The organism is Roseateles cavernae, from assembly GCF_040187885.1.
Lineage (GTDB): Bacteria > Pseudomonadota > Gammaproteobacteria > Burkholderiales > Burkholderiaceae_C > Roseateles_E > Roseateles_E cavernae.
On record NZ_JBDPLH010000015.1, the window covers coordinates 1 to 25,035 of the forward strand.

The following is a 25,035-nucleotide window of genomic DNA, read 5'->3' on the forward strand; positions in this document are numbered from 1 at the left end:
GATCTCGCCGGCCTTGCGGCCCGCCAGGGGACAGGGCACGCCGTCAAACAGGCGCACCGGACGCAGATTGACGTACTGGTCGAACTCGCGGCGGAACTTCAGGAGCGAGCCCCACAGCGAGACATGGTCGGGCACGGTGGCCGGCCAGCCGACCGCGCCGAACAGGATGGCGTCCATGCCTTCGAGCTGGGCCTTCCAATCGTCGGGCATCATCGCGCCGGTCTGGGCGTAGTAGTCGCAGCTGGCCCAGTCGATGTGGGTCAGTGCCAGCTGGAAGCCAAAGCGCTGGGCCGCGGCCTGCAGCGCGCGCAGGCCCTCGGGCATCACTTCCTTGCCGATGCCGTCGCCGGGAATCACCGCGATCTTGTAGGTCNGCTGGAAGCCAAAGCGCTGGGCCGCGGCCTGCAGCGCGCGCAGGCCCTCGGGCATCACTTCCTTGCCGATGCCGTCGCCGGGAATCACCGCGATCTTGTAGGTCTTCATGGGTTTTCTCGTTCCGATTCAGGAGTGTTGTGCAGCCGCCGGCTGCTGCTCGTCGAGCCAGCCCTGGCGCAGCTCGGGCACCGAGCGGGCCAGCAGCTCGTAATAGGGATGGTGCGGGCCACGCTCGTAGTCGGCGCGGGCCACCTGGGCCAGCTTGCGGCCGTGCTGCATCACGACAATCTCGTCGCAGACCGAGCGCACCGTGTGCAGATCGTGGCTGATGAAGAGATAGGACAGACCGAGCTCGCGGCGCAGCTCGGCGATCAGGTCCAGCACCGCGGCGCCGACCACCGTGTCCAGCGCCGAGGTGACCTCGTCGCACAGGATCAGGTCGGGCTCGGCGGCCAGCGCGCGCGCCAGATTGACGCGCTGCTTCTGCCCGCCCGACAGACCGCCGGGCAGGCGCTGGGCGCTGGCGGCCGGCAGCTTGACCAGGTCCAGCAGCTCGGCGATGCGCTTCTGCAGCGCCGCGCCGGTCAGGCCTTTGTAGAACTGCAGCGGCCGGGCCAGGATGCGCTCGATGCTGTGGCTGGGGTTCAACGCGGTATCGGCCATCTGGAACACGATCTGCACGCGGCGCAGCTCGTCCTTGCTGCGCTCGGCCAGGGTCGGCGGCATGGCCTTGCCGTTGAACAGCATCTGGCCCTTGGCTGGAGCGATCAGGCCGGCGATGGCGCGCGCCAGGGTGGTCTTGCCCGAGCCCGACTCGCCGATCACGCCGATGGCCTGGCCGCGGTAGAGCTTCAGATTGATGTCTTCCAGGATCAGGATGGCCGGCTTGCCCTGCTTGTCGAGCGGGCCGTAGCCGGCCGAGAGGCCTCTGACCTCCAGCAGCGGCTGGCTGCTGCCGGCCTGGGCCGAGCACTGGCCGCCCGCACGCTCGCGCGGCCGCGCGGCGGCCAGCAGGCACTGGGTGTAGTCATTGGCCGGGGCCGTGATGATCTGCTCGGTGGCGCCGATCTCGCGCATCGTGCCGTCGCGCAGCACCAGGATGTGGTCGGCCATCTGGGCCACGACGGCCAGGTCGTGGCTGACATAGACGGCGGTGGCACGCCGCTCGCGCACGACGCGGCGGAAAGCGCGCAGCACCTCGATCTGCGTCGTCACGTCCAGCGCCGTGGTCGGCTCGTCGAGTATCACCAGATCGGGGTCACTGATCAGGGCCATCGCCGCCATCAGGCGCTGCAGCTGGCCGCCGGAGACCTGGTGCGGGTAGCGCGAACCGATGGTGTCGGGATCGGGCAGGGCCAGCTCGCGGAACAGCTCGACAGCCTTGGCCTCGGCCGCGGCGCGCGGCATCAGCCGGTGGATCAGGGCCGGCTCGACCACCTGGTCCATGATGGTCCGCGAGGGGTTGAACGAGGCGGCGGCGCTCTGCGCGATATAGGCCACCGTGCGGCCGCGCAGCGCACGCTGCTGCGGCTCGGACAGCGCCAGCACATCGGTGCTGCCTATCGTGATGCTGCCGCCGGCGATGCGGCAACCGTGGCGGGCATAGCCCATCAGCGCCAGCGCGGTGGTGGTCTTGCCCGAGCCGGACTCGCCGATCAGGGCCAGCACCTCGCCCGGGGCGATGGAGAAGTTCAGCTTGTCGACGATGGCATGCTCGCCGCCGCCATTCGCCTTGTCGACGACGATGCGCAGATCGCGGACTGTGACCGGCGCGCCCATCAGTGCACCCCGCCTTCGCGAGCCGCACGGCCCGGCAGATTGTCGATCAAGAGATTCACCGCGATGGTCAGGCTGGCGATGGCCAGGGCCGGCGCGATGATGGCGGCGCCGCCGGTCGGCAGCGCGCCGATGTTCTCGCGCACCAGCGAACCCCAGTCGGCCGCCGGCGGCTGCACGCCCAGACCCAGAAAGCTCAACGAGGCCAAGAGCAGCACCACGTAGACAAAGCGCAGACCCAGATCGGCCAGCATCGGGTTGACGATATTGGGCAGGATCTCCTGCAGCATGATGTACAGGCGCCCTTCGCCACGCGTGCGGGCCACCACCACATAGTCCATCGCGTTGATATTGACGGCCAGCGAGCGGGCGATGCGGTAGGCGCCGGGCACATAGATGATGGCCGCGGTCAGTATCAGCATCGGCAGCGAGGAGCCGAAGGCCGCGACCATGATCAGGGCCAGCATCTTGGACGGGATCGAGGTCAGGGTGTCGATGCCGCGGCTCAGGGCGCCGTCCAGCCAGGGCGCGCTGGAGGCCGCCAGCAGGGCCAGCACGGTGCCGGTGCTGCTGGCCGCCAGCGTGGCCAGCAGGGCCACGCCGACCGTGTAGCGCGCGCCTTCGATCACGCGGGCCAGCATGTCGCGGCCCAGGTAGTCGGTGCCCAGCCAGTGCTTGGCGCTGATGCCGGCGAACACATCGCCCGCGCCCATATCGGCGCCGCCCTGGCCCATCAGGCTGGGTCCGATCAGGGCGGCCAGCATCCAGGCCAGCAGCACGGCCAGGCCCAGCAGGCCGGGCCAGCTCATCGAAGGCAGCAGGCGCCGCCGCGCGCGCGGGGCGGCGGGCTCTGCCGTGGTGGGGGTCAGGGTGGACATGGGATGGGCCTTGTTCAGCGATGGCGCAGGCGGGGGTTGGCGACGATGCTGCAGATGTCGGCCAGGGTAACCAGCAGCAGGTAGACGGCGCAGAACAGCATCGCGCAGGTCTGCACCAGCGGCATGTCGCGCTGGCTGACGCCGTCCACCATCAGGCTGGCGATGCCGGGGTAGTTGAAGATGGTCTCGACGATGATGACGCCGCCCAGCAGATAGGACATCGACAGCGCCACCGCATTGGCGATCGGGCCGATCGCATTCGGCAGCGCATGGGCCAGCACCATGCGCGTCGGCGAGGCGCCCTTGAGCCGCACCATCTCGATATAGGGCGCGCGCAGCTGGTCGACCACGGCCGCGCGGGTCATGCGCATCATCTGCGCCATCGTCACGCAGCACAGGCTCAGCACCGGCATCGCGAAGGCGCGCAGCATCTGGCCTATCGAGTCGACACTGCTGCTGTAGGAGAGCGCCGGCAGCCAGCGCAGCTCGACCGCGAAGATCAGCACCGCCAGGGTCGCAACCAGGAACTCCGGCACCGAGACCACGGCCACCGCGCCCGAGCTGGCGAGTCGGTCGAACCAGGAGCCGCGCCACATCGCCGAGGCGATGCCCAGGGCCAGGGCCAGCGGCACGGCGATGGCGGCGGTGATGGCCGCCAGCTTGACCGAGTTGGGCAGGCGGCTGGAGATCATGTCGGCCACCGGCAGGTGCGTGACGACCGACAGGCCGGGATTGCCCTGGACCATGCCCGACAGCCATTCCCAGTAGCGCAGATGGGCCGGCACGTTCAGGCCCATCTGCTCGCGCAGCGCGGCCAGCGATTCGGCCGTGGCCTCCTGGCCAAGCTGGGCCTGCGCCGCATCGCCGGGCAGCAGGGCCGTGATCGTGAACACGACCGCGGACACCACCAGCAGCGAGACCAGGGCCAGCGCCACGCGGTTGACGATGAGTCGCAGGATCAGCAGGTTCATGATGGCTTCAGGGGTGAGCGATCAATCAGGCGTCGAGCCAGACATGCTCGGCGAAGGAGTAGCCCATCAGCCCGCCCAGCGGGATCGGCGACAGGCCCTTGAGCTTGGCATTGTGGCCGTCGATGCTGGCCAGGAACAGCGGGATGCCGATGCCGGCGTCCTGGTGGATCATGGTCTGCATATCGGCATACATCTGCTTGCGCTTGGCCAGGTCGGTCTCGGCGCGGGCACCGATCAGCAGCTGGTCGAACTTCTCGTTCTTCCAGCGCGATTCGTTCCAGGCCGCGTCCGACTTGAACAGCAGGGTCAGCAGCGCGTCGGCGCTGGGGCGCGGGTTGATATTGCCGAAGCCCACCGGGCTGTTCAGCCAGTGGTTGGCCCAGTAGCCATCGGCCGGCATGCGCTTGACGTCCAGGTTCAGGCCGACGCGCTGGGCCGCCTGCTGCAGCACCAGGGCCGTCTCGACCGAGTACATCGCGGCCGGCGACACCACGACCGGTATGGCCGCGCTGCCCAGATTGGCCTTCTTCAGATGGAACCTGGCCTTCTCCGGATCGTAGGGGCGCTGCGGCAGGCCGGCGAAGTGGAAGCGGTTGGTCGGGTCGATCGGCTGATCGTTGGCGATCACCGCATGGCCCAAGGCGATGGACTTCTTCATCTGCTCGCGGTCGAACAGATGCTTCATCGCCAGCACGAAGTCCGGGTTCGCGCCCGGGCCCATATCGCGGCGCATGATCAGGTCCGAATACTGACCCGACTGGGTCGTGAAGATCGCATAGCCGGGTGTGCCCTTGACCCGGTCCACCGAGCGGGGGTTGACCGCGCCGACCAGGTCCAGATCGCCGGACAGCAGGGCATTGACGCGCGCGCCCTCGTCGCCGATGCCGACGAACTCGATCTCGTCCAGATAGGGCCGGCCGGGCTTCCAGTAGGCCTCGTTGCGCACCGCGATCGAGCGCACGCCGGGCTTGAATTCCTTCAGCTTGTAGGGGCCGGTGCCGATGCCGGTCGTGAAATCGGTCGTGCCGTCCTTGACGATCATGAAGTGGAAGGTGCCGAGAATCACCGGCAGATCGGCGTTGGGCGCGCTCAAGGTGATGGTCACCTCGTTGGCGCCGGTCGCCTTGACCGTGTCGATCTGGTCGGCCAGGGCCTTGGCCTTGGAGGCGGTGGCGGCGTCCTTGTGGCGGGCAATCGAGAACACCACGTCGGCGGGGGTCAGGGCCTTGCCGTCATGGAAGACCACGCCCTTGCGCAGCTTGAAGACCCAGACCTTGGCGTCCTTGGTCACGAACTCCTCGGCCAGGGCCGGCTGCGGCGTCAGGCTGCCGTCCAGCGAGGTCAGGCCGTTGTAGAGCATGGTGCCGCGCGAGTAGTCCGTCTGGTTGGACATCTTGGCGGGGTCCAGCGTGTCGGTGATCGCGGCGGTGGCGCCGGCCACGCGGATCTTGCCGCCCCGCTTGGGCGTCTGCGCATGGGCCGACAGCGCGGTGCCCGCCAGGCCGCCGGCCAGGCCGAGCTGCATGCCGCCGGCCATCAACATGGACAGGATGTCGCGGCGCGTCGCGCCACGCTGGATCGCATCCATCACACGGGTGCTTTCCTGGGGACCGATCAGGGTTTGCAGCTTCTTGCTCTCGTTCATGATTTTTCTCCGGGGTGGAAGAGGAGACGGACAGAAAGACGGGACGGAAGGAACAACTCAGGACACCATGTCCTTGAGGCGGTAGTAAAGCCCTACCGCGGGCAAAAACCAGGGTGGGCCCAGATGGCCCGGGATGGCCGGCCAGGGCCGGTCGCGCCAGGGGTTGGCGCCCGCATTGCCCAGCATGGTCTCGGCCATGCGCTGGCCCATGTGCACCGACATCTGCGTGCCATGGCCGCTATAGCCCAGCGAGTAGTACAGGCCGTCGCGCTCGCCGGCATGGGGCAGGCGGTCCTGGCTCATGTCGACCAGGCCGCCCCAGCAGTAGTCGATGCGCACATCGGCCAGCTGCGGAAAGATCTCGACCATGCCGCGCTTCAGGATCTCGCCGCTCTTCTGGTCCGAGGTCGGGCTGGAGATCGCGAAGCGCGCCCGGCCGCCGAACACCAGGCGGTGGTCCGGCGTCATGCGGAAGTAGTGATGGATATTGGCCACCGTCACATAGGTGCGGCGGCCGGCCAGCAGGGCCTGGGCACGTTCGGCGCCGAGCGGCTCGGTCACGACGATGAAGCTGCCGATGCCGACGATGCGCCGGCGCAGCCAGCCAAAGGTCCCGTAGCCGCCGTGCAGCGTGGCGCCGGTGGCCACCAGCACCTGCTTGGCGCGCACCGTGCCGCGCGGCGTGTGGACGAGGTGCGCCTCGCTTTGGCCCTGGCGCTGCAGCTTCAGCACCGGCGTATTCAGATGGATCTGCGCGCCGCTGCGCTGGGCCGCCTGGGCCAGGCCCGCGGCAAAGCGGCCCATATGCATCTGCGCGCTCTTCTTCTGCAGCAGGCCGCCGACGAAGCGCTCGCTGGCCACCTCGTCGCGCACCCGGCGCGCGTCCAGCAACTCCACATCGGGGTCGACCTCGCGCGCCAGCCGCTCGCAGCTGCGCGCCAGCGCCTCGTAATGCGCCGGCTTGGTGGCCAGCTTGAGCTTGCCGTTGCGCTGGAAGTCGCAGTCGATCTGCTCCTCCTGCACCAGGCGCGCCACGGTGTCGACCGCGGCATCGAACTCGCGGTACCAGGCGCGCGCCTTGTCGACGCCGTACTGCTCGGCCGCCGCCGCATAGTCGACCGCCAGGCCGTTGTTGACGTGGCCGCCGTTGCGGCCCGAGGCCTCCTTGGCGACCCGGTCACAGGCTTCCAGCACGATCACCTTGGCGCCGCGCTGGGCCAGGCTGCGCGCGGCCGACAGGCCGGTGAAGCCGCCGCCGACGATCACCACATCGGCGTTCGCCGGCAGCTCGGCCGCGGCCGGCGTGAAAGCCGGCGCCGAATCGGTCCAGAAGGAATCGAGCTTCATGGCGGCTGGGGTGTTCAGAGACCGACGACGCCCGGCAGGCCGCCGATGTCCGCGATCTCCACATAGTTGTAGGCCGGGTTGCCCGGGCCGTGGCCACGGTTGACGAAGACCTTGTTCTTGATGCCCAGGTCGTCGGCCGACATCAGGTCGTAGCGCAGGCTGGACGAGACGTGCAGCAGGTCCTCGGGATTCGCGTTCAGCGAGTCCAGCATGTATTCAAACGCCTTCAGGCGCGGCTTGTAGGCCTGGGCCTGCTGGGCCGTGTAGACGCGGTGGAAGGGCGCGCCGAGCAGGGCCACATTCTTCTGGATCTGGTTGTCCGAGGCGTTGGACAGGATCACCAGCGGGATCTCCTTGGCGATCTTGGCCAGGCCGGCCGGCACATCCTCGTGCGGGGTCCAGGTGGGCACGGCATCGTAGTACTGCTGGGCCTCGTGGTCGAAGTACTGGATGCCCCATTTCTTGCACAGGCGGCGCACCGCGTTCTTCAGTACCACCTCGTAAGGCTGCCAGTCGCCCAGCACCTCGTCGAAGCGGTAGGCCGAGAAGTCGGCGATGAAGGCGTCCATCTGCTCGGGCTTGATGCGGTCGGCAAAGATGTCGCGGGTCATCTCGCCCATGCGGAAGCGCGTCAGCGTGCCGTAGCAGTCGAAGGTGATGTATTTGGGACGGAAGATAGCCATATCAGTCATTCCTTGGTCGGGTCAAGCGGGTGTCAAAAACCACCTGCACACGCTGCTGTCATCTGGATTTCATTGAAGCATGTGAAGTGAACAGATATGCAGGGTATTGGCCGGGGGGCGCACACAAAACTGTGGTTTGGGTGCCCGCCTGCGGCATAGCGTGCGGCGTGCGCCAGCCCTGGGCGGGCGTGCACATCATTGCGGCGCCGCGAAGTCGATCAGCACGCTTTTGATGCGCAGATTGGCCTCGACGGCCTGGCGGCCCAGGTCCTTGCCGATGCCGGACTGGTGGTAGCCGCCGGTCGGGATCACGAAGTCGTTGCTGCGCCCGTAGCGGTTGATCCACACGGTGCCGGCCGAGAGACCGCGCATCATGCGCAGCGCCCGGCCGATATCGGCCGTGTGCACGCCGGCGGCCAGGCCGTAGTGCTCGTGCGCCGCCAGCGCCAGGCCCTCCTCCTCGCTGTCGAAGGTCTGCACGGTCAGCACGGGGCCGAAGATTTCCTCGACCACGGCCGGGTTGCCGGCACCGACCTCTTCGATCAGGGTGGGCAGGTAATAGGCCCCGTCGCCGCAGATCGTGCTGCACAGGCCGCCGCCCAGCACCCGGCCGCCGGCCCGGGCCGCGCGCTGCACGATGTCGTCGATGCGCTGCGCCTGCGGGCGCGAGATGATGGGCGGCAGCGTAGCCTCGCCGTCCCAGGTGGCGCCGGGACGGGCGGCCGCGAAGCGCCGCGCCAGGCCCTCGATCAACGCCGGCGCGATGCCGCGTTGGACGATCAGCCGCGAGCCGGCCACGCAGACCTGGCCGGCATTGCCGGTGATGGCATTGGCGATCAGGCCGGTCAGCCGGGCCAGGTCGGGCGCGTCGTCGAACACCAGCTGCGGGCTCTTGCCGCCCAGCTCCAAGGTCACCGGCTTCGGCCCGTGCTGGGCGCAGGCGGCCATGATAGCCGCGCCGGTGCGGGTGCTGCCGGTGAAGGTCATCTTGGCGATGCGCGGGTGGCGGCTCAAGGCGTCGCCGGTGACGCGGCCATCGCCCTGCACGATATTGAAGATGCCGGCCGGCACGCCGGCCTGCGTGGCTAGCTCGGCCAGGCGCAGCACCGAAAACGGCGTCAGCTCCGAGGGTTTGAGCACCACCGCGTTGCCGGCCGCCAGCGCCGCGCCGACCTTCCAGGACACCATCACCAGCGGGAAGTTCCAGGGCGTGATCGCGCCGACCACGCCATAGGGCTCGGTGATGGTCATGCCCAGCTTGTCGCTCTGCGTCGCGGCCACCTCGCCGCCCAGCTTGTCGGCATACTCGGCGAAAAAGCGCAGGCCCTCGGCCGTGAACGGCAGATCCCAGGCCAGCACGTCCTGCAGTGGCCGGGTCGAGCCGAGCGCCTCCAGCGGCCCCAGCACCGCACCATCGGCCTCGACCAGATCGGCCCAGCGGCGCAGCACGCGGGCGCGCTCGCGCGGCGCCCGGCGGGCCCAGTCGCTGCCGCGCCAGGCGGCCCAGGCGCTCTGCACCGCGCGGTCCACCAGGGCCGCATCACCCAGCGGCAGATCGGCATAGGGCTGGCCGTCGGAGGGGCGGCGCACCTCCAGGCCGCCGGCGCCGCTGACCAACCGGCCATCGAGGTAGTGACCATTGGGCACAGCGATCAGGTCGGGGTCAAATGTTTGCACGGGCTTCCTTGGGTTCAAATCGGCAGCACCGATGCTAGGCAGGGTGGTACGGAATGTGTTTGCGTAGGCGCTCGGCACAGCGCAGTAAATTGCAAGTCGCGCGGCTCGTACAGCCGAAGCTGCCGAATGGGCCAAAGCAGCAAGATCGTCCTAGCGCCGCGTGGGCAAGCTTGCAACCATGGGGCCACACCCGCGATATGGAGAGAACCCCTTGAGCTACGAATCCAATGTCGCCGCGATGCCTGCGGCCTCGGCCGATGGCGTCGTGCTGCGCGCGATGCAAGCCGGCGATCTGGAGGCCGCGCACGCGCTGTCGCTGGCCGTGCACTGGCCGCACCGGCTGGCCGACTGGCAGGCCGCGTTCGCGCTGGGTGGCGGCCTGGTGGCCGAGCGCGACGGCGAGCTGGTCGGCACCACCCTGGTCTGGCCCTGGGGCCCGGCCCATGCGACGCTGGGCCTGGTCATCGTCGACCCGCGCTGCCAGGGCCGGCGCATCGGCTACCGGCTGATGCAGGCCGCGCTGGCCCAGCTCGGCGAGGCCTGTTGCGTGCTGCTGCATGCCACCGCCGAGGGCCGCGGCCTCTATGAGCGTCTGGGCTTTGTGCGCACGGGCGAGGTGCGCCAGCACCAGGGCACCGCCGGTTCGGCGCCGCTGGTGGCGCTGGACGAGGGCTGGCGTCTGCGCCCCTCGGACCACAACGATGTGAGCAGCCTGATCGAGCTCGACGCCCAGGCGCGCGGCATGCCGCGCGAGGCCCTGATCACCGAGCTGCTGGGCCACGCGGATACCGTGCTGCTGGACCACGAGGGCCAGGCCCGAGGCTTCGGCATGCTGCGCCGCTTCGGTCGCGGCCTGATCATCGGCCCGGTCGTCGCGCCCGACGCCGAGGGCGCCAAGGCCTTGATCGCCCATCTGGTGGGCCTGAGCGCCGGCAAGTTCGTGCGCATCGATGTCGACTTCGACAGCGGCCTGACCGAATGGCTGGAGACCCTGGGCCTGCTGCGCGTCGACGCACCGACCGAGATGGTGCGCGGCGGCCCGCTGGCCAAGCGGCCGGAGGCGCGATTGTTCTCGCTGGCCACCCAGGCCCTGGGATGAGCGCCTTCGTCTACAAGGCCGACCCGGTGCGCGGCCGGGTCTGGGCCGAGATCTTTGCGCGCCAGGCCGGGCCGCAGCTCGACTTCCGCCTCTGGCCCGAGATCGGCGATCCGGCCGAGGTGCATTACCTGGCCGCCTGGGAGCCGCCGGCCGATATCCGCGCCACCTTCCCGAATCTCAGGGTCTTGTTCTCCTCGGGCGCTGGTGTCGACCAGTTCAAGTTCGATCAGCTGCCTGCCGACCTGCCCATCGTGCGCATGGTCGAGCCCGGCATCATCCAGGGCATGGTCGAGTACGTCAGCTGGGCCGTGCTGAGCCTGCACCGTGACATGCCCAGCTATCAGCGCCAGCAGCGCGAGCACAGCCGCTGGATGCCTATCCAGGTGCGGCCAGCGGCCAAGCGCCGCGTCGGCGTGCTGGGCCTGGGCTCGCTGGGCCAGGCGGTGCTGGGCCAGCTGCGCAATTTCGGCTTCGACTGCGCCGGCTGGAGCCGCTCGCGCCACGTGGTCGACGGCGTGCAGTGCTTTGCCGGCGCCGAGGAGCTGGGCGCTTTTCTGGGCCGCAGCGAGCTGCTGATCTGCCTGCTGCCGCTGACCGAGGCGACGCGCGGCTTCCTGAACGCCGAGCTGTTCGCCCAGCTGCCGGCCGGCGCCAGCCTCATCCATGTGGGCCGCGGCCCGCAACTGATCGATGCCGACCTGCTGGCCGCGCTGGCCAGCGGCCGGCTCAAGCACGCCATCCTCGATGTCACCGACCCCGAGCCCCTGCCCTCCTCTCACGCCTTCTGGCAGCACCCGCAAATCTGGCTGACGCCCCATATCGCCAGCATGACGCAGCCGGAGACGGCGGCGGAGGTGGTGCTGGAGAACATCAGGCGGTTTGAGGCGGGCGAGGAGATGGTGGGGCTGGTGGATCGGGGCTTGGGGTACTGAGTCACTGCGCATCAGCCCGGCAGAATCTTCTGCCGTCCCCACCCCAATAACAGCGCGGCCGGCCTCGTCGCGGCCCCGATTGCAGCACCACCCGCTGTGCCTCCCGCCCTAAGCTGGAGCCTCTTCAAGACGATGAATGGAAGAGCGCCCCATGCAGTCCCACGCACGCCCCGGCAAGCAAAATCTCGACGCGTTGATCGCCCTCGACCGCGCGCATCTGATCCATCCGGTCGCACCCTGGCGCAAGCATGAGCAGCGCGGCGTCACGGTGCTGGAGTCGGGCCAAGGCGCCTGGCTGACGGACGCCAGCGGTCACCAGCTGCTCGACGCTTTCGCCGGCCTGTGGTGCGTCAATATCGGCTACGGGCATGAGAGCGTGGTTCAGGCCGCGGCCGAGCAGATGCGCAAGCTGCCCTATGCCACCGGCTACTTCCACTTCGGCAGCGAACCGGCCATCCGGCTGGCCGACAAGCTGGTGCAGATCACCCCCGCCTCGCTGACGCGCGTCTACCTGACCCTGGGCGGCTCGGAGGCCATCGACGCGGCGATCCGGCTGATCACGCAGTACTACAACAACACGGGCCGGCCGAGCAAGAAGCACTTCATCGCGCTGGAGCGCGGCTATCACGGATCCTCGTCCACCGGCGCGGGGCTGACGGCGCTGCCGGCCTTCCACCGCGGCTTCGACATGCCGCTGCCGACCCAGCACTACATCGCCTCGCCGTATCGCTACCGCAGCGGCCTGGACGAGGCCGGCCAGATCGCCGCCTCGGTGGCGGCGCTGCGCGTCAAGGTGGCCGAGTTGGGCGCCGACAACGTGGCGGCCTTCTTCTGCGAGCCTATCCAGGGCTCCGGCGGCGTGATCGTGCCGCCCAAAGGCTGGCTGAAGGCAATGAGCGAGGCGGCGCGCGCACTGGACATCCTCTTCGTCGTCGACGAGGTGATCACCGGCTTCGGCCGCACCGGGCCTATGTTCGCCTGCGAGGCCGAGGGCGTGCAGCCCGATCTGATGACACTGGCCAAGGGCCTGACGGCCGGCTATGCGCCGATGGGCGCGATGCTGATGTCCGAGCAGGTCTATGCCGGTATCGCCGACGGTGCGCCGGCCGGCGCGCTGATCGGCCATGGCGCCACCTACTCGGCCCACCCGGTCAGCGCGGCCGTCGCGCTGGAGGTGATGCGCCTGTACGAGGAGGGCGGCATCCTGGCCAACGGGCAAAACGTGGCCCCGCATTTCGCCGCCGTGCTGGATGGCTTGCGCGATCACCCGCTGGTCGGCGACTCGCGCCACCGCGGTCTGCTGGGCGCGCTGGAACTGGTCAGCGACAAGACCGGCAAGCGCGGCTTCGACCCGGCGCTCGGCCTGTCGGACCGGCTGTTCGAGACCGGCTACCGCAACGGCCTGGTGTTCCGCTCCTTCGGCGACCACATCCTCGGCTTCGCGCCGGCGCTGTGCTTCAGCGAGGACGAGTTCGCCATCATGGCCCAGCGGCTGAAGAAAACGCTGGACGAGATCCTGGCCGCGCCCGATGTGCGCGCCGCGCTGAAGTCCTGACCGACGCAGACCCAGGTCGAGTAGAAGGACTTACTTCGCGCGAACGCCGTCGACGCAAAATCAAACCGTTCCTGGACTTTGTGACGAGTACACCGTGGGCCCACTCAAGCTTGATCGTCTCGACCTGCGCATCCTCAGCCAGCTGCAGAAAAACGGCCGCATCACCAATGTCGACCTGGCCGACGCCGTCGGCCTGTCGCCCAGCCCCTGCCTGATCCGCGTCAAGCGGCTGGAGCAGGCCGGTTACATCGCCGGTTATGGCGCGCAGCTGCGCCTGGAAAAGCTCGGTGATACCTTGACCGTGTTCACCGAGGTGACGCTGTCGGACCACCACCGCGAGGACTTCGTGCGCTTCGAGGCGGCGATCCGCGAGGTCGACGAGATCATCGAATGCCATCTGGTCAGCGGCGGCTACGACTATCTGCTGAAGTTCACGACGCGCGGCGTCAACCACTACCAATCCATCATCGAGACCCTGCTGGAACGCAATATCGGCATCGAGAAGTACTTCAGCTTCATCGTCATCAAGTCCCCCTTCATCAAGAACCACTACCCGATCGAGCGCCTGTTCCCGCCGACGCTCTGATCGCCCCATGCCATGAGTGAACCCCTCCCCACGGCCGGCGCGCCGCGTTTTGTGCGCCTGGCCGAAACCGGCCGCGCGCCGGTCAGCCTGCGCATCGACGGCCAGCCGGCCCAGGCGCTGCAGGGCGACAGCCTGCTGGTCGCGCTCTTGAGCCAGCGGCGCAGCCTGCGGCGCTCGGAGTTCGGCGAGGGCGAGGCGCGCGCCGGCTTCTGCCTGATGGGGGCCTGCCAGGACTGCTGGGTCTGGGACGAGACGGGGCAGCGTCTGCGCGCCTGCTCGACGCCGGTGCTGGAGGGCATGGCCGTGCGCACCGCGCCGCCCGCCCACCACTGGCCGGCCACGCCGGACCTGAAGATCGTGCAGGAGCGCCAGGCATGAGCGGACGAGACACTCCCCGCGTGATCGTCGTCGGCAGCGGGCCGGCCGGCGTGCGCGCCGCCGAGGCCTTGGTGCAGGCGGGCCTGCGGCCCGTCGTCGTCGACGAGGGCAGCCGCAGCGGCGGCCAGATCTATCGGCGCCAGCCGCAAGGCTTCAAGCGCGGCTACGAGCAGCTCTACGGCAGCGAGGCGGCCAAGGCGCAAGCCCTGCACGGCCGCTTCGACGCGCTGCTGCGCGACAAGCAGATCGACTACCGGCCCGACACGCTGGCCTGGAACGTCACGGCGCGGCAGCTGCACACGGTGCAGCCGGCCAGCGGCGAGACGGCCGAGCTCGATTTCGATGCACTGATCGTCTGCTCCGGCGCGACCGACCGGCTGATGCCGGTGCCCGGCTGGCAGTACGCCGGCTGCTACAGCCTGGGTGCCGCACAGATCGCGCTGAAAGCCCAGGCCTGCAGCATCGGCTCGCGGGTGGTTTTCATGGGTAGCGGCCCGCTGCTGTATCTGGTGGCCTCGCAGTATGTGAAGGCCGGCGCCACGGTGGCGGCGGTGCTGGACACCTCATCCGCGCTGCCGCCGCTGAAAGCCTTGCGCGGGCTACTGAGCCGGCCGCGCCTGCTGTGGATAGGCTTGCAGCTGAAGTCGCAGCTCCGGCGTGCCGGCGTGAGCTTGCTGAACGGCGTGACGCCGCTGCAGATCGAGGGCAGCGCCGCGACCGGCGTCAGTGGCGTGCGCGTGCGCGACGCGCAGGGCCGCGAGCAGCGCTTCGAGGCCGATGCGGTGGGCCTGGGCTGGCATCTGCGTGCCGAATCGCAGCTGGCCGATATCGCGCGCTGCGAGTTTGTGTTCGACCCGCTGAGCCGGCAATGGTTGCCGCGCATCGATGCCGACGGCCGCAGCAGCACGCCGGGCGTCTATCTGGCCGGCGATGGCGTGCGCATCCTCGGCGCCGACGGGGCCGAGGCCGCCGGCCGGCTGGCCGCGCTGGCGGCGCTGAACGATCTTCAGCAGAGCGCCGGCCGCCAGCTGTTCGAGACCGAGCAGGGGGCCTTGCGCACGACGCTGCAGACCATGGACCAGTTCCGCCAGGGCCTGACCCAGGCCTTCCCCTGGCCGCAGCAGCTGGCGGCGACGCTGCCGGATGAGGCGGTGGTGTGCCGCTGCGAGAGCGTCAGCGCCGGCGAGCTGCGCCGCTGTGTGCGCGAGCTGGGCAGCCAGGAAGTGAACCGCGCCAAGGCCTTCAGCCGCGTCGGCATGGGGCGCTGCCAGGGCCGCTTCTGCGGCCATGCGGCGGCCGAAGTGATTGCGGCCGAGGCCCGCATCCCGGTCGAGCAGGTCGGCCGCCTGCGCGGCCAGGCACCGGTCAAGCCGCTGTTGATGAGTGCGCGCGAGGTGCAAGCATGAGCGCCGGCAAGATCGAACGCAGCGATGTGCTGGTCATCGGCGGCGGCCTGATGGGCACGACCACCGCCTTCTTCCTGCGCCAGCAGCATGGGCTGAGCGTCACCTTGCTGGAGCGCGAACTGATCGGCCGCCAGGCCAGCGGCACCAATTTCGGCAATGTGCGCCGCCAGGGTCGCGATCTGGCACAGATGCCGCTGGCCAACCGCGCCCGCGCGGTCTGGGGCCGGGTCAAGGAGCTGCTGGGCGAGGACCTGGAGTTCGTGCCCTACGGCCATCTGCGCGTCTGCTACACCGAGAAGCAGGCCGAGGTGATCGCCCAGCACGCCAGGGATGTGAAGCCCCTGGGGCTGGACCTGGAGATCTTCAACGCCGAGGGCCTGCGCAAGCGCTGGGGCATCTTCAGCCCCGAGGTGGTGGCCGGCTCGCTGTCGCCGGTCGACGGTCATGCGAATCCGCGCATTGCCGGCCCGGCCTTCGGCCGTGCGGCCCGCCGTCATGGCGCGGCCATCCATGAACACAGCGAGGTCGCCCACATCGAGCGCGACGGCGCGGGCGGCGATTTCATCGCCCACACCACCGACGGTCGCCAGTACCGCGCGGCCCAGCTGCTGCTGACCAGCGGCGCCTGGTCGGGCCGCTTCGCCGAGGCCTTCGGCGAGCCGGTGCCGCTGGAGGCGCGCGGGCCGCAGATGGGGGTCACCGAGCCACTGCCCTATGCGATAGCCCCGTCGATCGGCCTGTCCTCGCCGATCGAGACCGAGGGCCTGTACTTCCGCCAGATCGCGCGCGGCAATATCGTCTTCGGCGGCGGGCTCAAGGGCCCGGCCGATGCCCAGCAGATCCGTGCCTACTCCAAGCCCGACAACCAGCTGCGCCAGCTGCGTGAGCTGCGCCGCTTCGTGCCGGCCTTCGCGAATGTGCAGCTGCTGCGCGTCTGGAGCGGCATCGAGGGCTACACGGCCGACTGGGCCCCGGTGCTCGGGCCGAGCGCGCGCGTGGCCGGCCTGCACTACGCCTTCGGCTTCAACGGCGAAGGCTTCGCGATCAGCCCTGGCGTCGGCGAGGTGATGGCCGAACTGCTGGCGACGGGGCAGACCTCGACGCCGATCGAGACCTTCAGCATCGGCCGCTTCTCCGCTAAGTCTTGACGCCCAGCTGATCGCGCAGCGGCAGCTGCCGGATGCGCTTGCCGGTGGCCGCGTGGATCGCGTTCATCAGCGCCGGCGCGATCGGCCCGACCGCCGGCTCTCCGACACCGCCCAGCGGCATGTCGTAGCTGGCGGCCGGCAGCAGGTGCACGACGATCTTCTTCGGCGCCGCGCTGAGCCGCGCGATCTCGAAGTCGTGGTAATTGCTCTGCTCGACCCGGCCGTTCTTGAAGGTGATCTCGCTGTACAGGGCCTGGCTCAGGCCCATCACGCAGGCCCCTTCGACCTGGGAGCGCACGCGATCCGGGTTGATCACCGGGCCGCAGTCGACCGCGACATCGATGCGCGGGATGCTCAGCTCGCCCTTGGTATTGACGCTGACCTGGACCACCACGGCCATATAGGTGACGAAGCTGTAGTGCGCGGCCAGGCCCAGGCCCTGGCCGGCCGGCAGCTTGCGGCCCCAGCGGGCCTCGCGCGTGGCCACCTCGATGACGCGGCGCAGCCGGCCGGTGTCGACCGGATAGCGCTCCGGCGATTCGCCATGGTTCCAGCCATCGCCGATCTTGGGCGGCGAGATCTGGCGCGCCGGGCCGATCAGCTCGAGCAGGAAATCGCGAGGGTCCTTGCCGGCGGCCAGGGCCAGCTCGGCGACAAAGCTCTGGGTCGCGAAGGCATGCTGGATGTTGTTGACCGAGCGCAGCCAGCCGATGCGGGCATGGGCCGTGGCGGCAGGGTTCTCGAAGCGCACATTGGGGATGGCCAAGGGCAGATTGCTCAGGCCCAGGCCCAGCTCGAACGGCGCCAGCTGCTTGGGGTCGGGCGCGAAGATCGAGACGATGGTCGGCTCGGCCGAGCGGTGCAGCCAGGCGCTGACCTTGCCGCTGCCGTCCAGCCCGACCTCGATGTGCTGGGCGCAAGCGGCGTGGTAGTAATCGTGCTGGATGTCGTCCTCGCGGGTCCAGGTCAGCTTGACCGGCGCCCCCTGCATTTCCTGCGACACCAGGGCCGCCTCGACGACGAAGTCGGGCTTGGACTTGCGGCCGAAGCCGCCACCCAGCAGGGTGACGTTGACCGTGACCTTGGAGAAATCCAGGTTCAGGCGCTTGGCGACCCGCTCGCGCGCGGCCTGCGGCGACTGCACCGCGGCCCAGACCTCGCAGCGGCCCTCGCTGATGCGCGCGGTCGCGGCCGGTGGCTCCAGCGTGGCATGGGCCAGGTGGGGCACGTAGTAATCGGCCGTGATCGTCTTGGCCGCCTTGGCCAGCGCGGCATAGGCGTCGCCATCGTTGCGCACGGCCTTGCCGCCCGGCTTGCGCACCGCGTCCTCCAGCTCGCGGCGGTAGGCCGCGGAGTCGTAGCCGGCATGCTCGCCATCGTCCCATTCGATCTTCAAGAGGCCGCGCGCCTTGATCGCGGCCCAGCTGTCCTTGGCCACGACGACGACGCCGCCGATCGGCTGGAACTCCGACGGCGGCGGCGTGCCGGCCAGCGCGAAGACCTTCAGCACGCCCGGCACCTTCAGTGCCTCGGCCGCATCGAAGCGCTTGAGCTTGCCGCCTAGCACCGGCGGGCGCGCAATCACCGCATAGAGCTGGCCCGGCAGGCGGGTGTCGATACCGTATTGCGACTTGCCGGTCACGATGCCCTCGGCGTCGACCAGGTGGGTGTCGAGCTTGCCGATATAGCGGAAGTCCTTGGCGTTCTTGAGCTTCAGGCTTGTGCGGGCCGGCACCTCCAGCTGGGCCGCGGCCTGGGCCAGCGCCCCGTAGCCGAGCTTGCGCCCGCTGGGCTTGTGGACGACCTCGTGGTGCTTCGCCTGCACCTGCTCCAGCGGCACATTCCATTGCTGGGCCGCGGCCTGCTCCAGCATCATGCGGGCGCTGGCGCCGCAGCGGCGCATCGGCTCGAACCAGTGGCGCATGCTGCGCGAGCCATCGGTGTCCTGGTTGCCGAACTTCTCCTCGTCGCCCGGCGCCTGCACGACGCGCACGCGCTTCCAGTCGGCCTCCAGTTCGTCGGCCAGCACCTTGGGCAGGCTGGTGCGCACGCCCTGGCCCATCTCGGAGCGATGGATCAGGATGCTGACGATGCCATCGGGCGCAATCGAGACAAAGGTCTTCGGGCTGTCCTGCACGCCATGGGGCATGCCGTCGCCGCCGTACTTGGCCGGCTCGTCGGCGCCCTGCACCGCGCCGGGCAGGCCGATGCCCAGCACCAGGCCGCTCAGCGAGACACCACCCAGCAGGCTGCGACGGCTGATGCCGGAAGAAGGGATTTCATGCGGGGCGTTCATGCGGCGTCTCCCGGCAGGCCGGCGGCGCTCTTGATCGCGCTGCGGATGCGGGTGTAGGTGCCGCAGCGGCAGAGGTTGCCGCTCATCGCCGCGTCGATGTCGGCGTCGCTGGGCTTGGGCTTGCGCTGCAGCAAGGCGGTCGCGCTCATGATCTGCCCGGCCTGACAGTAGCCGCATTGCGGCACGCCCAGCTTGACCCAGGCGGCCTGCACGGCCTTGCCCTGGCGCGAGGCGCCGACGCCCTCGATGGTGGTGATGCGCTTGCCGCTCGCGGCCGACAGCGGCGTCTGGCAGGCCCGCACCGGCTCGCCGTTCAGATGCACGGTGCAGGCGCCGCACAGGGCCAGGCCGCAGCCGTACTTGGTGCCGGTCATCCCGAGGTGATCGCGCAACACCCACAGCAGCGGCGTGTCCTCGGCCGCATCGACGCTGAGCGTCTGTCCATTGATTTGCAAGCTGGCCATCGCACTCTCCATCCAAGAAGCTGTTGATCCGCAAGCGCCTTCCGCGCGACGCATCTTGCGCCCGGCCAGGGGGCTTTTGCAATGGCTTTCGAACGCGCGGCCAAGCTGGTGCAGGAAACCGCACCACGGGCGCACAGCGCGCACCAGCCGGCGCCTTTCAGCAGCCCATGCCGTGCAGCACCACCGATTTCAACTGAAGATTGCGTGCACACCCCTGCAAACGGCAGGGGCTGCGCGGGGGCGAATTTCATAATCCAGCCACGATGATTCGCCGCTCATCACCATCCCCTCACTTGATCGCGCTGCTGCTGCTCGCGATGCTGTTGAACTGGGTGGGCAGCGCCTATCACCACCACTGCCACGGTTCGCTGAGCTTTGCCGGCAGCCTGGCCTCGACCCAGGAGGCCGAGGCTTTCGACACGGCCTTTGCCGAGGAGCTGGCACTGGTCAGCCCCGAGCAGAACGGCAGCTACGGCGCTGCGCCGCTGAGCCACCACTTCGGCGTCGATGGCTGCCTGGCCAGCGCCGGGCCATTGCCCGCCAGCGTCATCGGCCCGCAGATGGTCCCCGGCTCGGAACCCCCGCTGGTCGCCGCCGAGGCCACGCCTGCCGCGCCCTTCATCGAAGGCCTGCGCCGCCCTCCCAAGGCCCGGGCCTGATCCCTCGCCCCCGCGCGCGGGTTGGCGGCGTTCGCTCGCCCCTGCGCCGCTCCCCCTCTTGGAGACCAAAGACGATGAACCCCTATCGTTTCAGCAAGGCCCTGGCCGCGCTGTGCCTCGCCTCCGCAGGCACGCTGGCCCTCGCCCACGGCGACACCGCGCCCAAGCACGGCGGCGTCGTGCAGGTGGCCAACGAAATCAGCTTCGAGCTGGTGGCGGGGCTTGACAGCTCTGCCATGCTGTATCTGGAAGACCATGGCCAGGCGCTGGACACCGTCGGCTTCAGCGGCAAATTGAGCGTGCTGAACAAGGACGGTGTGAAGACCAGCGCGCCGCTGACACCGGCCGGTGCCAACGCCCTGGTGGCCAAGGGTCTGACGCTCACCGCCGGCGCCAAGGCGGTGGCCGTGATCACCACACCGCAAAACCTGACCCTCGCGCTGCGTTTCACGCTGCGCTGAGGCGCCGCTGTGCCCGCTTCTGCTTCGGATTCAAAGAAAAGTTCAATCAAGGAACCCACCATGTCCAAGATCCAAACCACCCGTTTCTTCGCCCGCGCCGCCCTGCCGGCCGCTCTGTGCACCGCGTTCGCGGCGGTCGCCGCCGATGCGCCCAAGGCCGAGGCCACGACCTCCCAGCTTGAGACCGTGCAGATCCTCGGCGTCAAGCAGCCCTATCGCAATCTCTCGGCCACCGGCGCGACCAAGAGCGACGCGCTGCTGAAAGACCTGCCGCAAAGCGTGCGCGTGCTGAGCGCCGACATGCTGCAGGACGCCGGCGTCAGCAAGCTGGCCGACGCGCTGGACCTGGGCAGCGGCATCGCCAAGCAGAGCAATCTGGGCGGGCTGTGGGACAGCTATGCGATGCGCGGCTTCACCGGCGATCCGAACTTCGGCTCCGACTACATGGTCAACGGCTTCAACTACAGCCGCGGCTACAACGGCCTGCGCGACGCCGCCAACACCAGCACGGTGGAGATCCTGAAAGGCCCGGCCTCGGCGCTGTACGGCCGCGGCGAGCCCGGCGGCACGGTCAATATCACCACCAAGAAGCCGCTGTTCCAGCCGGCCCAGACCCTGGCGCTGTCGGCCGGCAGCGACGGTGCGCTGCGCGCGACCGTCGACCTGACCGGCCCGATCGGCGAGCGCTTTGCCTACCGGCTCAATGCCGCCGCCGAGAAGGCCGACAGCTACCGCGACCACCTGGGCTCGGAGCGCTATCTGCTGTCGCCCTCGCTGATCTGGATGCTGACGCCCGACACCACGGTGTCCTACGAGCTGGAGGTTTCCAGGCAGCGCGCCAATTTCGACCGCGGCGTGCTGGCCATCAACGGCCAGCTCGGCGTGTTGCCGCGCTCGCGTTTCCTCGGTGAGCCGGGCGATGGCAGGAATGTGATAGCGACCACCGGCCACCAGGTCTTTGTCCAGCACTACTTCAACGACGACTGGTCGCTGCAGACCGGCTTCAGCGTGCGCGACAGCTCGCTCGAAGGCATTTCCACCGAGGGCCGCTTTCTGCAGGCCGACCAGCGCACGCTGGTGCGCCAGCGCCGTTCGCGCGACAACGAGGCCAGCGATATGGCCGGCCGGCTGGAGCTGCTGGGCAAGCTGCGCGGCGCGGGCCTGGTTCACAACCTGCTGGTCGGCATCGATGCTTACCGCTTCACCGACGAGCGCCTGCAATACCGCAACGCCAATGCCGGCAACCTCGACATCTATGCACCGGTCTACGGCGTGGTCGCGACGAGCATGGCCTTGACCACCGACACCAAGGAAAAGCAGCGCTCGCATTCGCTTTATGCCCAGGACCAGATCGACCTGGGCGCGCAGTGGAAGATGCTGCTGGGCCTGCGCCACGACAAGTACAAGCAGTCCTTGCTGAACCACCGCAGCGGCAACACCACCGAGCAGAGCCTGAGTGCGACCACGCCGCGCATCGGCCTGGTCTACCAGCCCAGCAGGACGCTGTCGCTGTATGCGACGGCCTCCAAGAGCTTCCGCCCCAATAGCGGGGTCAGCAGCGCCTTCGCCGCCTTCCCGGCCGAGAAAGGCAAGGCCTATGAGATGGGCGCCAAGCTGGACTCGGCCGACGGCAAGATCAGCAGCACGCTGGCGCTCTACAAGATCTCCAAGAACAATGTGCTGACGCCCGACCCGGCGGATCCGAACAACTTCTCGGTCGCGGCCGGCGAGGTCGAGAGCCAGGGCCTGGAGTTCGACATCGCGGGTCAGATCATGCCGGGCCTGCGGCTGTCGGCCGCCTATGCCTTCACCGATGCGCAGGTGACCGAGGACAACAACGCCTTCCTGCTCGGCCGCCAGCTGGCCAATGTGCCGCGCCACAGCGCCAACCTGATGCTGGTGAAGAGCTTTGCGCTGGCGGGCAATGCCGCGACGCTGGGCCTGGGGCTGAACCATGTCGGCGAGCGCGAGGGGGCGGTCGCGCCCCTGGTCGCGGCCGACGACTTCAAGCTGCCGGCCTACACCAGCGTCAAGCTGATCTCGTCCTACCAGCTGGCCAGCCAGCTGCGCCTCTCGCTGGACATCGACAATCTCTTCGACAAGCGCTACTACGCCAGCTCCTACAGCCAGATCTGGGTCTACCCCGGCAATGGCCGCAAATTCACGCTGACCGCGCAGTACAAGTTCTGAGCCCCCGGGAGCTTTCATCATGAAAACCATTCTTGAAAACTCCCCGCGCCGCCTGCTGGTGGCCGGCGCGTTCGGGCTGGTGGCGGCCTTGTCGGCCGGCCTCGCGCAAGCGCATCAGCTGTGGTTCGAGCCCGATGCGCAGAACCCGGCGCAACTGCTGCTGCGCTACGGCGAGCTCGAAGCGAATATGCATGAGCGCTCGCCGGGCGGGCTGGACCGTTTCGTCCAGCTCGATGCGCAGCGGCTCACGCCGGCCGGCACCAGAGCGCTGGCGCTGAGCAAGCAGACGAGCGGCTTCGCGTCGGCGGCCGGGCACGAGGAGTCGCTGACCGCGATCGACAGGCGCTACCCGATGTTCGACACCCAGCGCGACGGCCGGGCGCTGCGCACCTGGTGGACACCGGCCACGCGCTGGCTGCCCGATCTGCGTGCGCGCGCGCCCAGCCTGCCGCTGGACATCGTGCCCACCGGCGTCGTGGCCGACGGCGCCGCCGAGTTCCGCATCGTCTTCCAGGGCGAGCCGCTGCCGGGCGCCAAGGTGGTCCTGTCCACGCCCGCCGGCTGGACGCGCGAGACCCTCAGCGATGCCGAAGGCCGGCTGCGCTTTCCGCTGCCCTGGCAGGGGCTCTATGTGATCGGCCACTACCACCTGGAAGACGCGGCCGGCGAGCGCGCCGGGCCGCAGGGTGCCGAGCCCTACCAGCTGCAGGGCTACAACACCGCCGTCTCCTTCGTGCAGCACGGCGGGCTGGCGGCGCTGCCGGTGGTGGCGCTGCCGGCCGCCGCGAAGAAATAGGCCGACGCGGCCGACCCAGAGAACAAGAGGAGCCAAGACCATGTCGACCACCTCACTGCCCGCCCGCGGGCTCGGCGCCACGCGCGACAGCAGCGCCGTCCACACGGCGCGCATCACCTCGATCGACGCGCTGCGCGGCCTGGTGATCATCATCATGCTGCTGGACCATGTGCGCGAGACCCTGTATCTGCATCTGCAGGTCACCGACCCGATGACACTGCCGGGCACCCCGCCCGAGCTTTTCTTCTCGCGCCTGGCTGCGCATTTCTGCGCGCCGGTCTTCGTGTTCCTGACCGGGCTGTCGGCCTGGCTCTACGCCCACCCGCCCAGCGGTGCCTCGCGCGATGTGCGCAGCTTTCTGCTCAAGCGCGGCCTGCTGCTGATCGCGCTGGAGCTGACCGTCATCAACTTCGCCTGGAGCGGCACCTATCACACGCTGTATCTGCAGGTGATGTGGGCGATCGGCTTCAGCATGGTGGTGCTGGCCTTGATGGCAGGGCTGCCGCGCGGGCTGATGGCGGCGCTGGGCCTGCTCATCGTCTGCGGCCACAACGCGGTGGCCGGCTACACCGTCCCGTCCGACAGCGCCTGGTATCCGCTGTGGACCCTGATGCTGCATCGCGGCTGGCTGGTGGCCGAGGGCGCGCTGAAGGTGCGGCTGACCTACCCGGCCCTGCCCTGGGTCGGCGTGATCCTGCTGGGCTATGCGTTCGCGCCGGTGTTCGCGGCGTGCGTAGCGGCGCGCAGGCGCCAGCAGATTCTGCTGGCCACCGGCCTGGCCTGCCTGGCGGCGCTGCTGGTCCTGCGCGGCTTCAATATCTATGGCGAGAACGCGCCCTGGGTGGCCGGCGCCAGCGCGGTCGAGACGGCGATGTCCTGGCTCAACTTCACCAAGTACCCGCCTTCGCTGGACTTCGTGCTGCTGACGCTGGGCGGCGGTCTGCTGCTGCTGGCCGCGCTGGAACGGGCCGACAACGGCTTCACCCGGCTGTGCTCGAGCTTTGGCGGCGCGCCGATGTTCTTCTACATCGTCCACCTCTATGCGCTGCTGATCGGCTACCGCGTGCTGCTGGCCGTGTTCGGCCCCAACCAGGGCACGCGCTTCGGCGTCGATGCCGACGCCTTCTGGATCGTCTGGCTGGTCTGGCTGGCGATGGTGCCGCTGCTGTACCCCTCGGTACGGGCTTTCGCCGCCTACAAGCGGCGCACGACGAAGGCCTGGGTCAAATACTTCTAGCGATGCCAGCAGGATCTGCGCCGCCGCGTCCTGCATACGCAATTCGCTACCGCGGCAGCGCGGCTATACGGCCACATCATCGGCGCCAGCGCCCCTAAGCTGTGGCTCATGGCAAAGCTCTGCACACCCCCTGCCGACAAGCGCCGCCGCTCGCTGGAGCCGGTGCTGGCTCATATCCAGGCCCATCTGGGCGAGCCGCTGCGGCTGGAGGTGCTGGCCGCGCTGTGCGGGCTCAGCATCTGGCGCTTTGCCACCGTGTTCCGCGAGCGGGTGGGCATGTCGCCCTACCGCTATGTCAATCATCTGCGCATCCAGCATGCCCAGGCCCTGCTGAGCCAGGGCATGCCGGCCGCGCGCGCGGCCAGCGAGTCGGGCTTCTACGACCAGAGCCATCTGACACGCCGCTTCAAGCGCCTGTGCGGCATGACGCCGGGCCAGTACCAATCTTCCCAATCTCCCAACATTCCCTCCTGAAG

At 69.0% G+C, this 25,035-nt stretch carries 23 protein-coding genes; 13 read left to right on the forward strand and 10 right to left on the reverse strand.

The features are described from left to right. The 8 genes from ABGI63_RS23955 to ABGI63_RS23990 all read right to left on the reverse strand — a co-directional run. On the reverse strand, positions 1-429 hold a 429-nt coding region (locus tag ABGI63_RS23955; protein ID WP_349745141.1), incomplete at its 3' end, for an isocitrate/isopropylmalate family dehydrogenase. A gap of 72 nt (positions 430-501) precedes the next feature. Beyond that, a complete protein-coding gene (locus ABGI63_RS23960; protein WP_349745078.1) occupies positions 502-2,154 on the reverse strand; it encodes an ABC transporter ATP-binding protein in 1,653 nt (550 codons plus the stop codon). Next, positions 2,154-3,029 (reverse strand): ABC transporter permease, encoded by an 876-nt coding sequence (locus tag ABGI63_RS23965; protein ID WP_349745079.1) that lies wholly within the window; start codon positions 3,027-3,029, stop codon positions 2,154-2,156. The genes ABGI63_RS23960 and ABGI63_RS23965 overlap by 1 nt, the downstream gene beginning before the upstream one ends. A 14-nt stretch (positions 3,030-3,043) precedes the next feature. After that, positions 3,044-4,000 (reverse strand): ABC transporter permease, encoded by a 957-nt coding sequence (locus tag ABGI63_RS23970; RefSeq protein ID WP_349745080.1) that lies wholly within the window; start codon positions 3,998-4,000, stop codon positions 3,044-3,046. A 25-nt stretch (positions 4,001-4,025) separates the two neighbouring features. After that, positions 4,026-5,645 (reverse strand): ABC transporter substrate-binding protein, encoded by a 1,620-nt coding sequence (locus ABGI63_RS23975; RefSeq protein ID WP_349745081.1) that lies wholly within the window; start codon positions 5,643-5,645, stop codon positions 4,026-4,028. Between the two features lie 57 nt (positions 5,646-5,702). Further along, entirely contained in the window at positions 5,703-6,992 is a 1,290-nt protein-coding gene (locus ABGI63_RS23980) for an NAD(P)/FAD-dependent oxidoreductase (RefSeq protein WP_349745082.1), read from the reverse strand. 14 nt (positions 6,993-7,006) lie between these two features. After that, a complete protein-coding gene (locus ABGI63_RS23985) occupies positions 7,007-7,675 on the reverse strand; it encodes a haloacid dehalogenase type II (protein ID WP_137945211.1) in 669 nt (222 codons plus the stop codon). A gap of 195 nt (positions 7,676-7,870) precedes the next feature. Continuing rightward, the gene (locus ABGI63_RS23990; RefSeq protein ID WP_349745083.1) at positions 7,871-9,352 is read right to left on the reverse strand and encodes an aldehyde dehydrogenase family protein; all 1,482 of its coding nucleotides are present in this window, start codon (positions 9,350-9,352) and stop codon (positions 7,871-7,873) included. Positions 9,353-9,590: 238 nt separating this feature from the next. Here ABGI63_RS23990 and ABGI63_RS23995 point away from each other — a divergent pair, with 238 nt between their 5' ends. From ABGI63_RS23995 to ABGI63_RS24025, 7 genes are all read left to right on the forward strand, one after another. Then, complete coding sequence (locus tag ABGI63_RS23995) at positions 9,591-10,451, forward strand: GNAT family N-acetyltransferase (protein ID WP_349745142.1); 861 nt, start codon at positions 9,591-9,593, stop codon at positions 10,449-10,451. Beyond that, entirely contained in the window at positions 10,448-11,383 is a 936-nt protein-coding gene (locus ABGI63_RS24000; RefSeq protein WP_349745084.1) for a 2-hydroxyacid dehydrogenase, read from the forward strand. Before ABGI63_RS23995 ends, ABGI63_RS24000 begins: the two co-directional genes overlap by 4 nt. A gap of 151 nt (positions 11,384-11,534) precedes the next feature. Further along, positions 11,535-12,938 (forward strand): aspartate aminotransferase family protein, encoded by a 1,404-nt coding sequence (locus ABGI63_RS24005; RefSeq protein WP_349745085.1) that lies wholly within the window; start codon positions 11,535-11,537, stop codon positions 12,936-12,938. 94 nt (positions 12,939-13,032) lie between these two features. Beyond that, on the forward strand, positions 13,033-13,524 hold the full coding sequence (locus ABGI63_RS24010; RefSeq protein WP_137945205.1) for an Lrp/AsnC family transcriptional regulator: 492 nt from the start codon (positions 13,033-13,035) through the stop codon (positions 13,522-13,524). A gap of 12 nt (positions 13,525-13,536) precedes the next feature. Continuing rightward, positions 13,537-13,902, forward strand: a complete 366-nt coding sequence (locus tag ABGI63_RS24015; protein WP_349745086.1) for a (2Fe-2S)-binding protein — start codon at positions 13,537-13,539, stop codon at positions 13,900-13,902. Continuing rightward, positions 13,899-15,308 carry an FAD/NAD(P)-dependent oxidoreductase gene (locus ABGI63_RS24020; RefSeq protein WP_349745087.1) on the forward strand — a complete coding sequence of 470 codons (1,410 nt, stop codon included), beginning with the start codon at positions 13,899-13,901 and terminating at the stop codon, positions 15,306-15,308. Before ABGI63_RS24015 ends, ABGI63_RS24020 begins: the two co-directional genes overlap by 4 nt. Continuing rightward, entirely contained in the window at positions 15,305-16,456 is a 1,152-nt protein-coding gene (locus ABGI63_RS24025; protein ID WP_349745088.1) for an NAD(P)/FAD-dependent oxidoreductase, read from the forward strand. Before ABGI63_RS24020 ends, ABGI63_RS24025 begins: the two co-directional genes overlap by 4 nt. Here ABGI63_RS24025 and ABGI63_RS24030 read toward each other — a convergent pair. Further along, a complete protein-coding gene (locus ABGI63_RS24030; protein WP_349745089.1) occupies positions 16,446-18,752 on the reverse strand; it encodes a xanthine dehydrogenase family protein molybdopterin-binding subunit in 2,307 nt (768 codons plus the stop codon). The genes ABGI63_RS24025 and ABGI63_RS24030 overlap by 11 nt on opposite strands. After that, a complete protein-coding gene (locus ABGI63_RS24035; protein ID WP_349745090.1) occupies positions 18,749-19,216 on the reverse strand; it encodes a (2Fe-2S)-binding protein in 468 nt (155 codons plus the stop codon). The genes ABGI63_RS24030 and ABGI63_RS24035 overlap by 4 nt, the downstream gene beginning before the upstream one ends. A gap of 263 nt (positions 19,217-19,479) precedes the next feature. On the opposite strand from ABGI63_RS24035, the gene ABGI63_RS24040 reads away from it, so the two are divergent. From ABGI63_RS24040 to ABGI63_RS24065, 6 genes are all read left to right on the forward strand, one after another. Next, a complete protein-coding gene (locus ABGI63_RS24040) occupies positions 19,480-19,875 on the forward strand; it encodes a hypothetical protein (protein WP_349745091.1) in 396 nt (131 codons plus the stop codon). A 74-nt stretch (positions 19,876-19,949) separates the two neighbouring features. Beyond that, positions 19,950-20,336, forward strand: a complete 387-nt coding sequence (locus tag ABGI63_RS24045; RefSeq protein ID WP_349745092.1) for a hypothetical protein — start codon at positions 19,950-19,952, stop codon at positions 20,334-20,336. A 60-nt stretch (positions 20,337-20,396) separates the two neighbouring features. Then, entirely contained in the window at positions 20,397-22,526 is a 2,130-nt protein-coding gene (locus ABGI63_RS24050) for a TonB-dependent siderophore receptor (protein ID WP_349745093.1), read from the forward strand. A gap of 19 nt (positions 22,527-22,545) precedes the next feature. Then, the gene (locus ABGI63_RS24055; RefSeq protein WP_349745094.1) at positions 22,546-23,322 is read left to right on the forward strand and encodes a DUF4198 domain-containing protein; all 777 of its coding nucleotides are present in this window, start codon (positions 22,546-22,548) and stop codon (positions 23,320-23,322) included. Positions 23,323-23,362: 40 nt separating this feature from the next. Then, positions 23,363-24,559: an acetyltransferase domain-containing protein gene (locus tag ABGI63_RS24060; protein ID WP_349745095.1), complete on the forward strand. Its 1,197-nt coding sequence runs from the start codon at positions 23,363-23,365 to the stop codon at positions 24,557-24,559. 108 nt (positions 24,560-24,667) lie between these two features. Next, a complete protein-coding gene (locus ABGI63_RS24065) occupies positions 24,668-25,033 on the forward strand; it encodes a helix-turn-helix domain-containing protein (RefSeq protein WP_349745096.1) in 366 nt (121 codons plus the stop codon). Positions 25,034-25,035 lie beyond the last annotated feature (2 nt).

Coding starts and splice junctions, on each gene's coding strand:
- ABGI63_RS23960 (WP_349745078.1), bottom strand. CDS start 2,154: ATGGGCGCGCCGGTCACAGTCCGCGATCTGCGCATCGTCGTCGACAAG.
- ABGI63_RS23965 (WP_349745079.1), bottom strand. CDS start 3,029: ATGTCCACCCTGACCCCCACCACGGCAGAGCCCGCCGCCCCGCGCGCG.
- ABGI63_RS23970 (WP_349745080.1), bottom strand. CDS start 4,000: ATGAACCTGCTGATCCTGCGACTCATCGTCAACCGCGTGGCGCTGGCC.
- ABGI63_RS23975 (WP_349745081.1), bottom strand. CDS start 5,645: ATGAACGAGAGCAAGAAGCTGCAAACCCTGATCGGTCCCCAGGAAAGC.
- ABGI63_RS23980 (WP_349745082.1), bottom strand. CDS start 6,992: ATGAAGCTCGATTCCTTCTGGACCGATTCGGCGCCGGCTTTCACGCCG.
- ABGI63_RS23985 (WP_137945211.1), bottom strand. CDS start 7,675: ATGGCTATCTTCCGTCCCAAATACATCACCTTCGACTGCTACGGCACG.
- ABGI63_RS23995 (WP_349745142.1), top strand. CDS start 9,591: ATGCCTGCGGCCTCGGCCGATGGCGTCGTGCTGCGCGCGATGCAAGCC.
- ABGI63_RS24000 (WP_349745084.1), top strand. CDS start 10,448: ATGAGCGCCTTCGTCTACAAGGCCGACCCGGTGCGCGGCCGGGTCTGG.
- ABGI63_RS24005 (WP_349745085.1), top strand. CDS start 11,535: ATGCAGTCCCACGCACGCCCCGGCAAGCAAAATCTCGACGCGTTGATC.
- ABGI63_RS24015 (WP_349745086.1), top strand. CDS start 13,537: ATGAGTGAACCCCTCCCCACGGCCGGCGCGCCGCGTTTTGTGCGCCTG.
- ABGI63_RS24020 (WP_349745087.1), top strand. CDS start 13,899: ATGAGCGGACGAGACACTCCCCGCGTGATCGTCGTCGGCAGCGGGCCG.
- ABGI63_RS24025 (WP_349745088.1), top strand. CDS start 15,305: ATGAGCGCCGGCAAGATCGAACGCAGCGATGTGCTGGTCATCGGCGGC.
- ABGI63_RS24030 (WP_349745089.1), bottom strand. CDS start 18,752: ATGAACGCCCCGCATGAAATCCCTTCTTCCGGCATCAGCCGTCGCAGC.
- ABGI63_RS24035 (WP_349745090.1), bottom strand. CDS start 19,216: ATGGCCAGCTTGCAAATCAATGGACAGACGCTCAGCGTCGATGCGGCC.
- ABGI63_RS24040 (WP_349745091.1), top strand. CDS start 19,480: ATGATTCGCCGCTCATCACCATCCCCTCACTTGATCGCGCTGCTGCTG.
- ABGI63_RS24045 (WP_349745092.1), top strand. CDS start 19,950: ATGAACCCCTATCGTTTCAGCAAGGCCCTGGCCGCGCTGTGCCTCGCC.
- ABGI63_RS24050 (WP_349745093.1), top strand. CDS start 20,397: ATGTCCAAGATCCAAACCACCCGTTTCTTCGCCCGCGCCGCCCTGCCG.
- ABGI63_RS24055 (WP_349745094.1), top strand. CDS start 22,546: ATGAAAACCATTCTTGAAAACTCCCCGCGCCGCCTGCTGGTGGCCGGC.
- ABGI63_RS24060 (WP_349745095.1), top strand. CDS start 23,363: ATGTCGACCACCTCACTGCCCGCCCGCGGGCTCGGCGCCACGCGCGAC.
- ABGI63_RS24065 (WP_349745096.1), top strand. CDS start 24,668: ATGGCAAAGCTCTGCACACCCCCTGCCGACAAGCGCCGCCGCTCGCTG.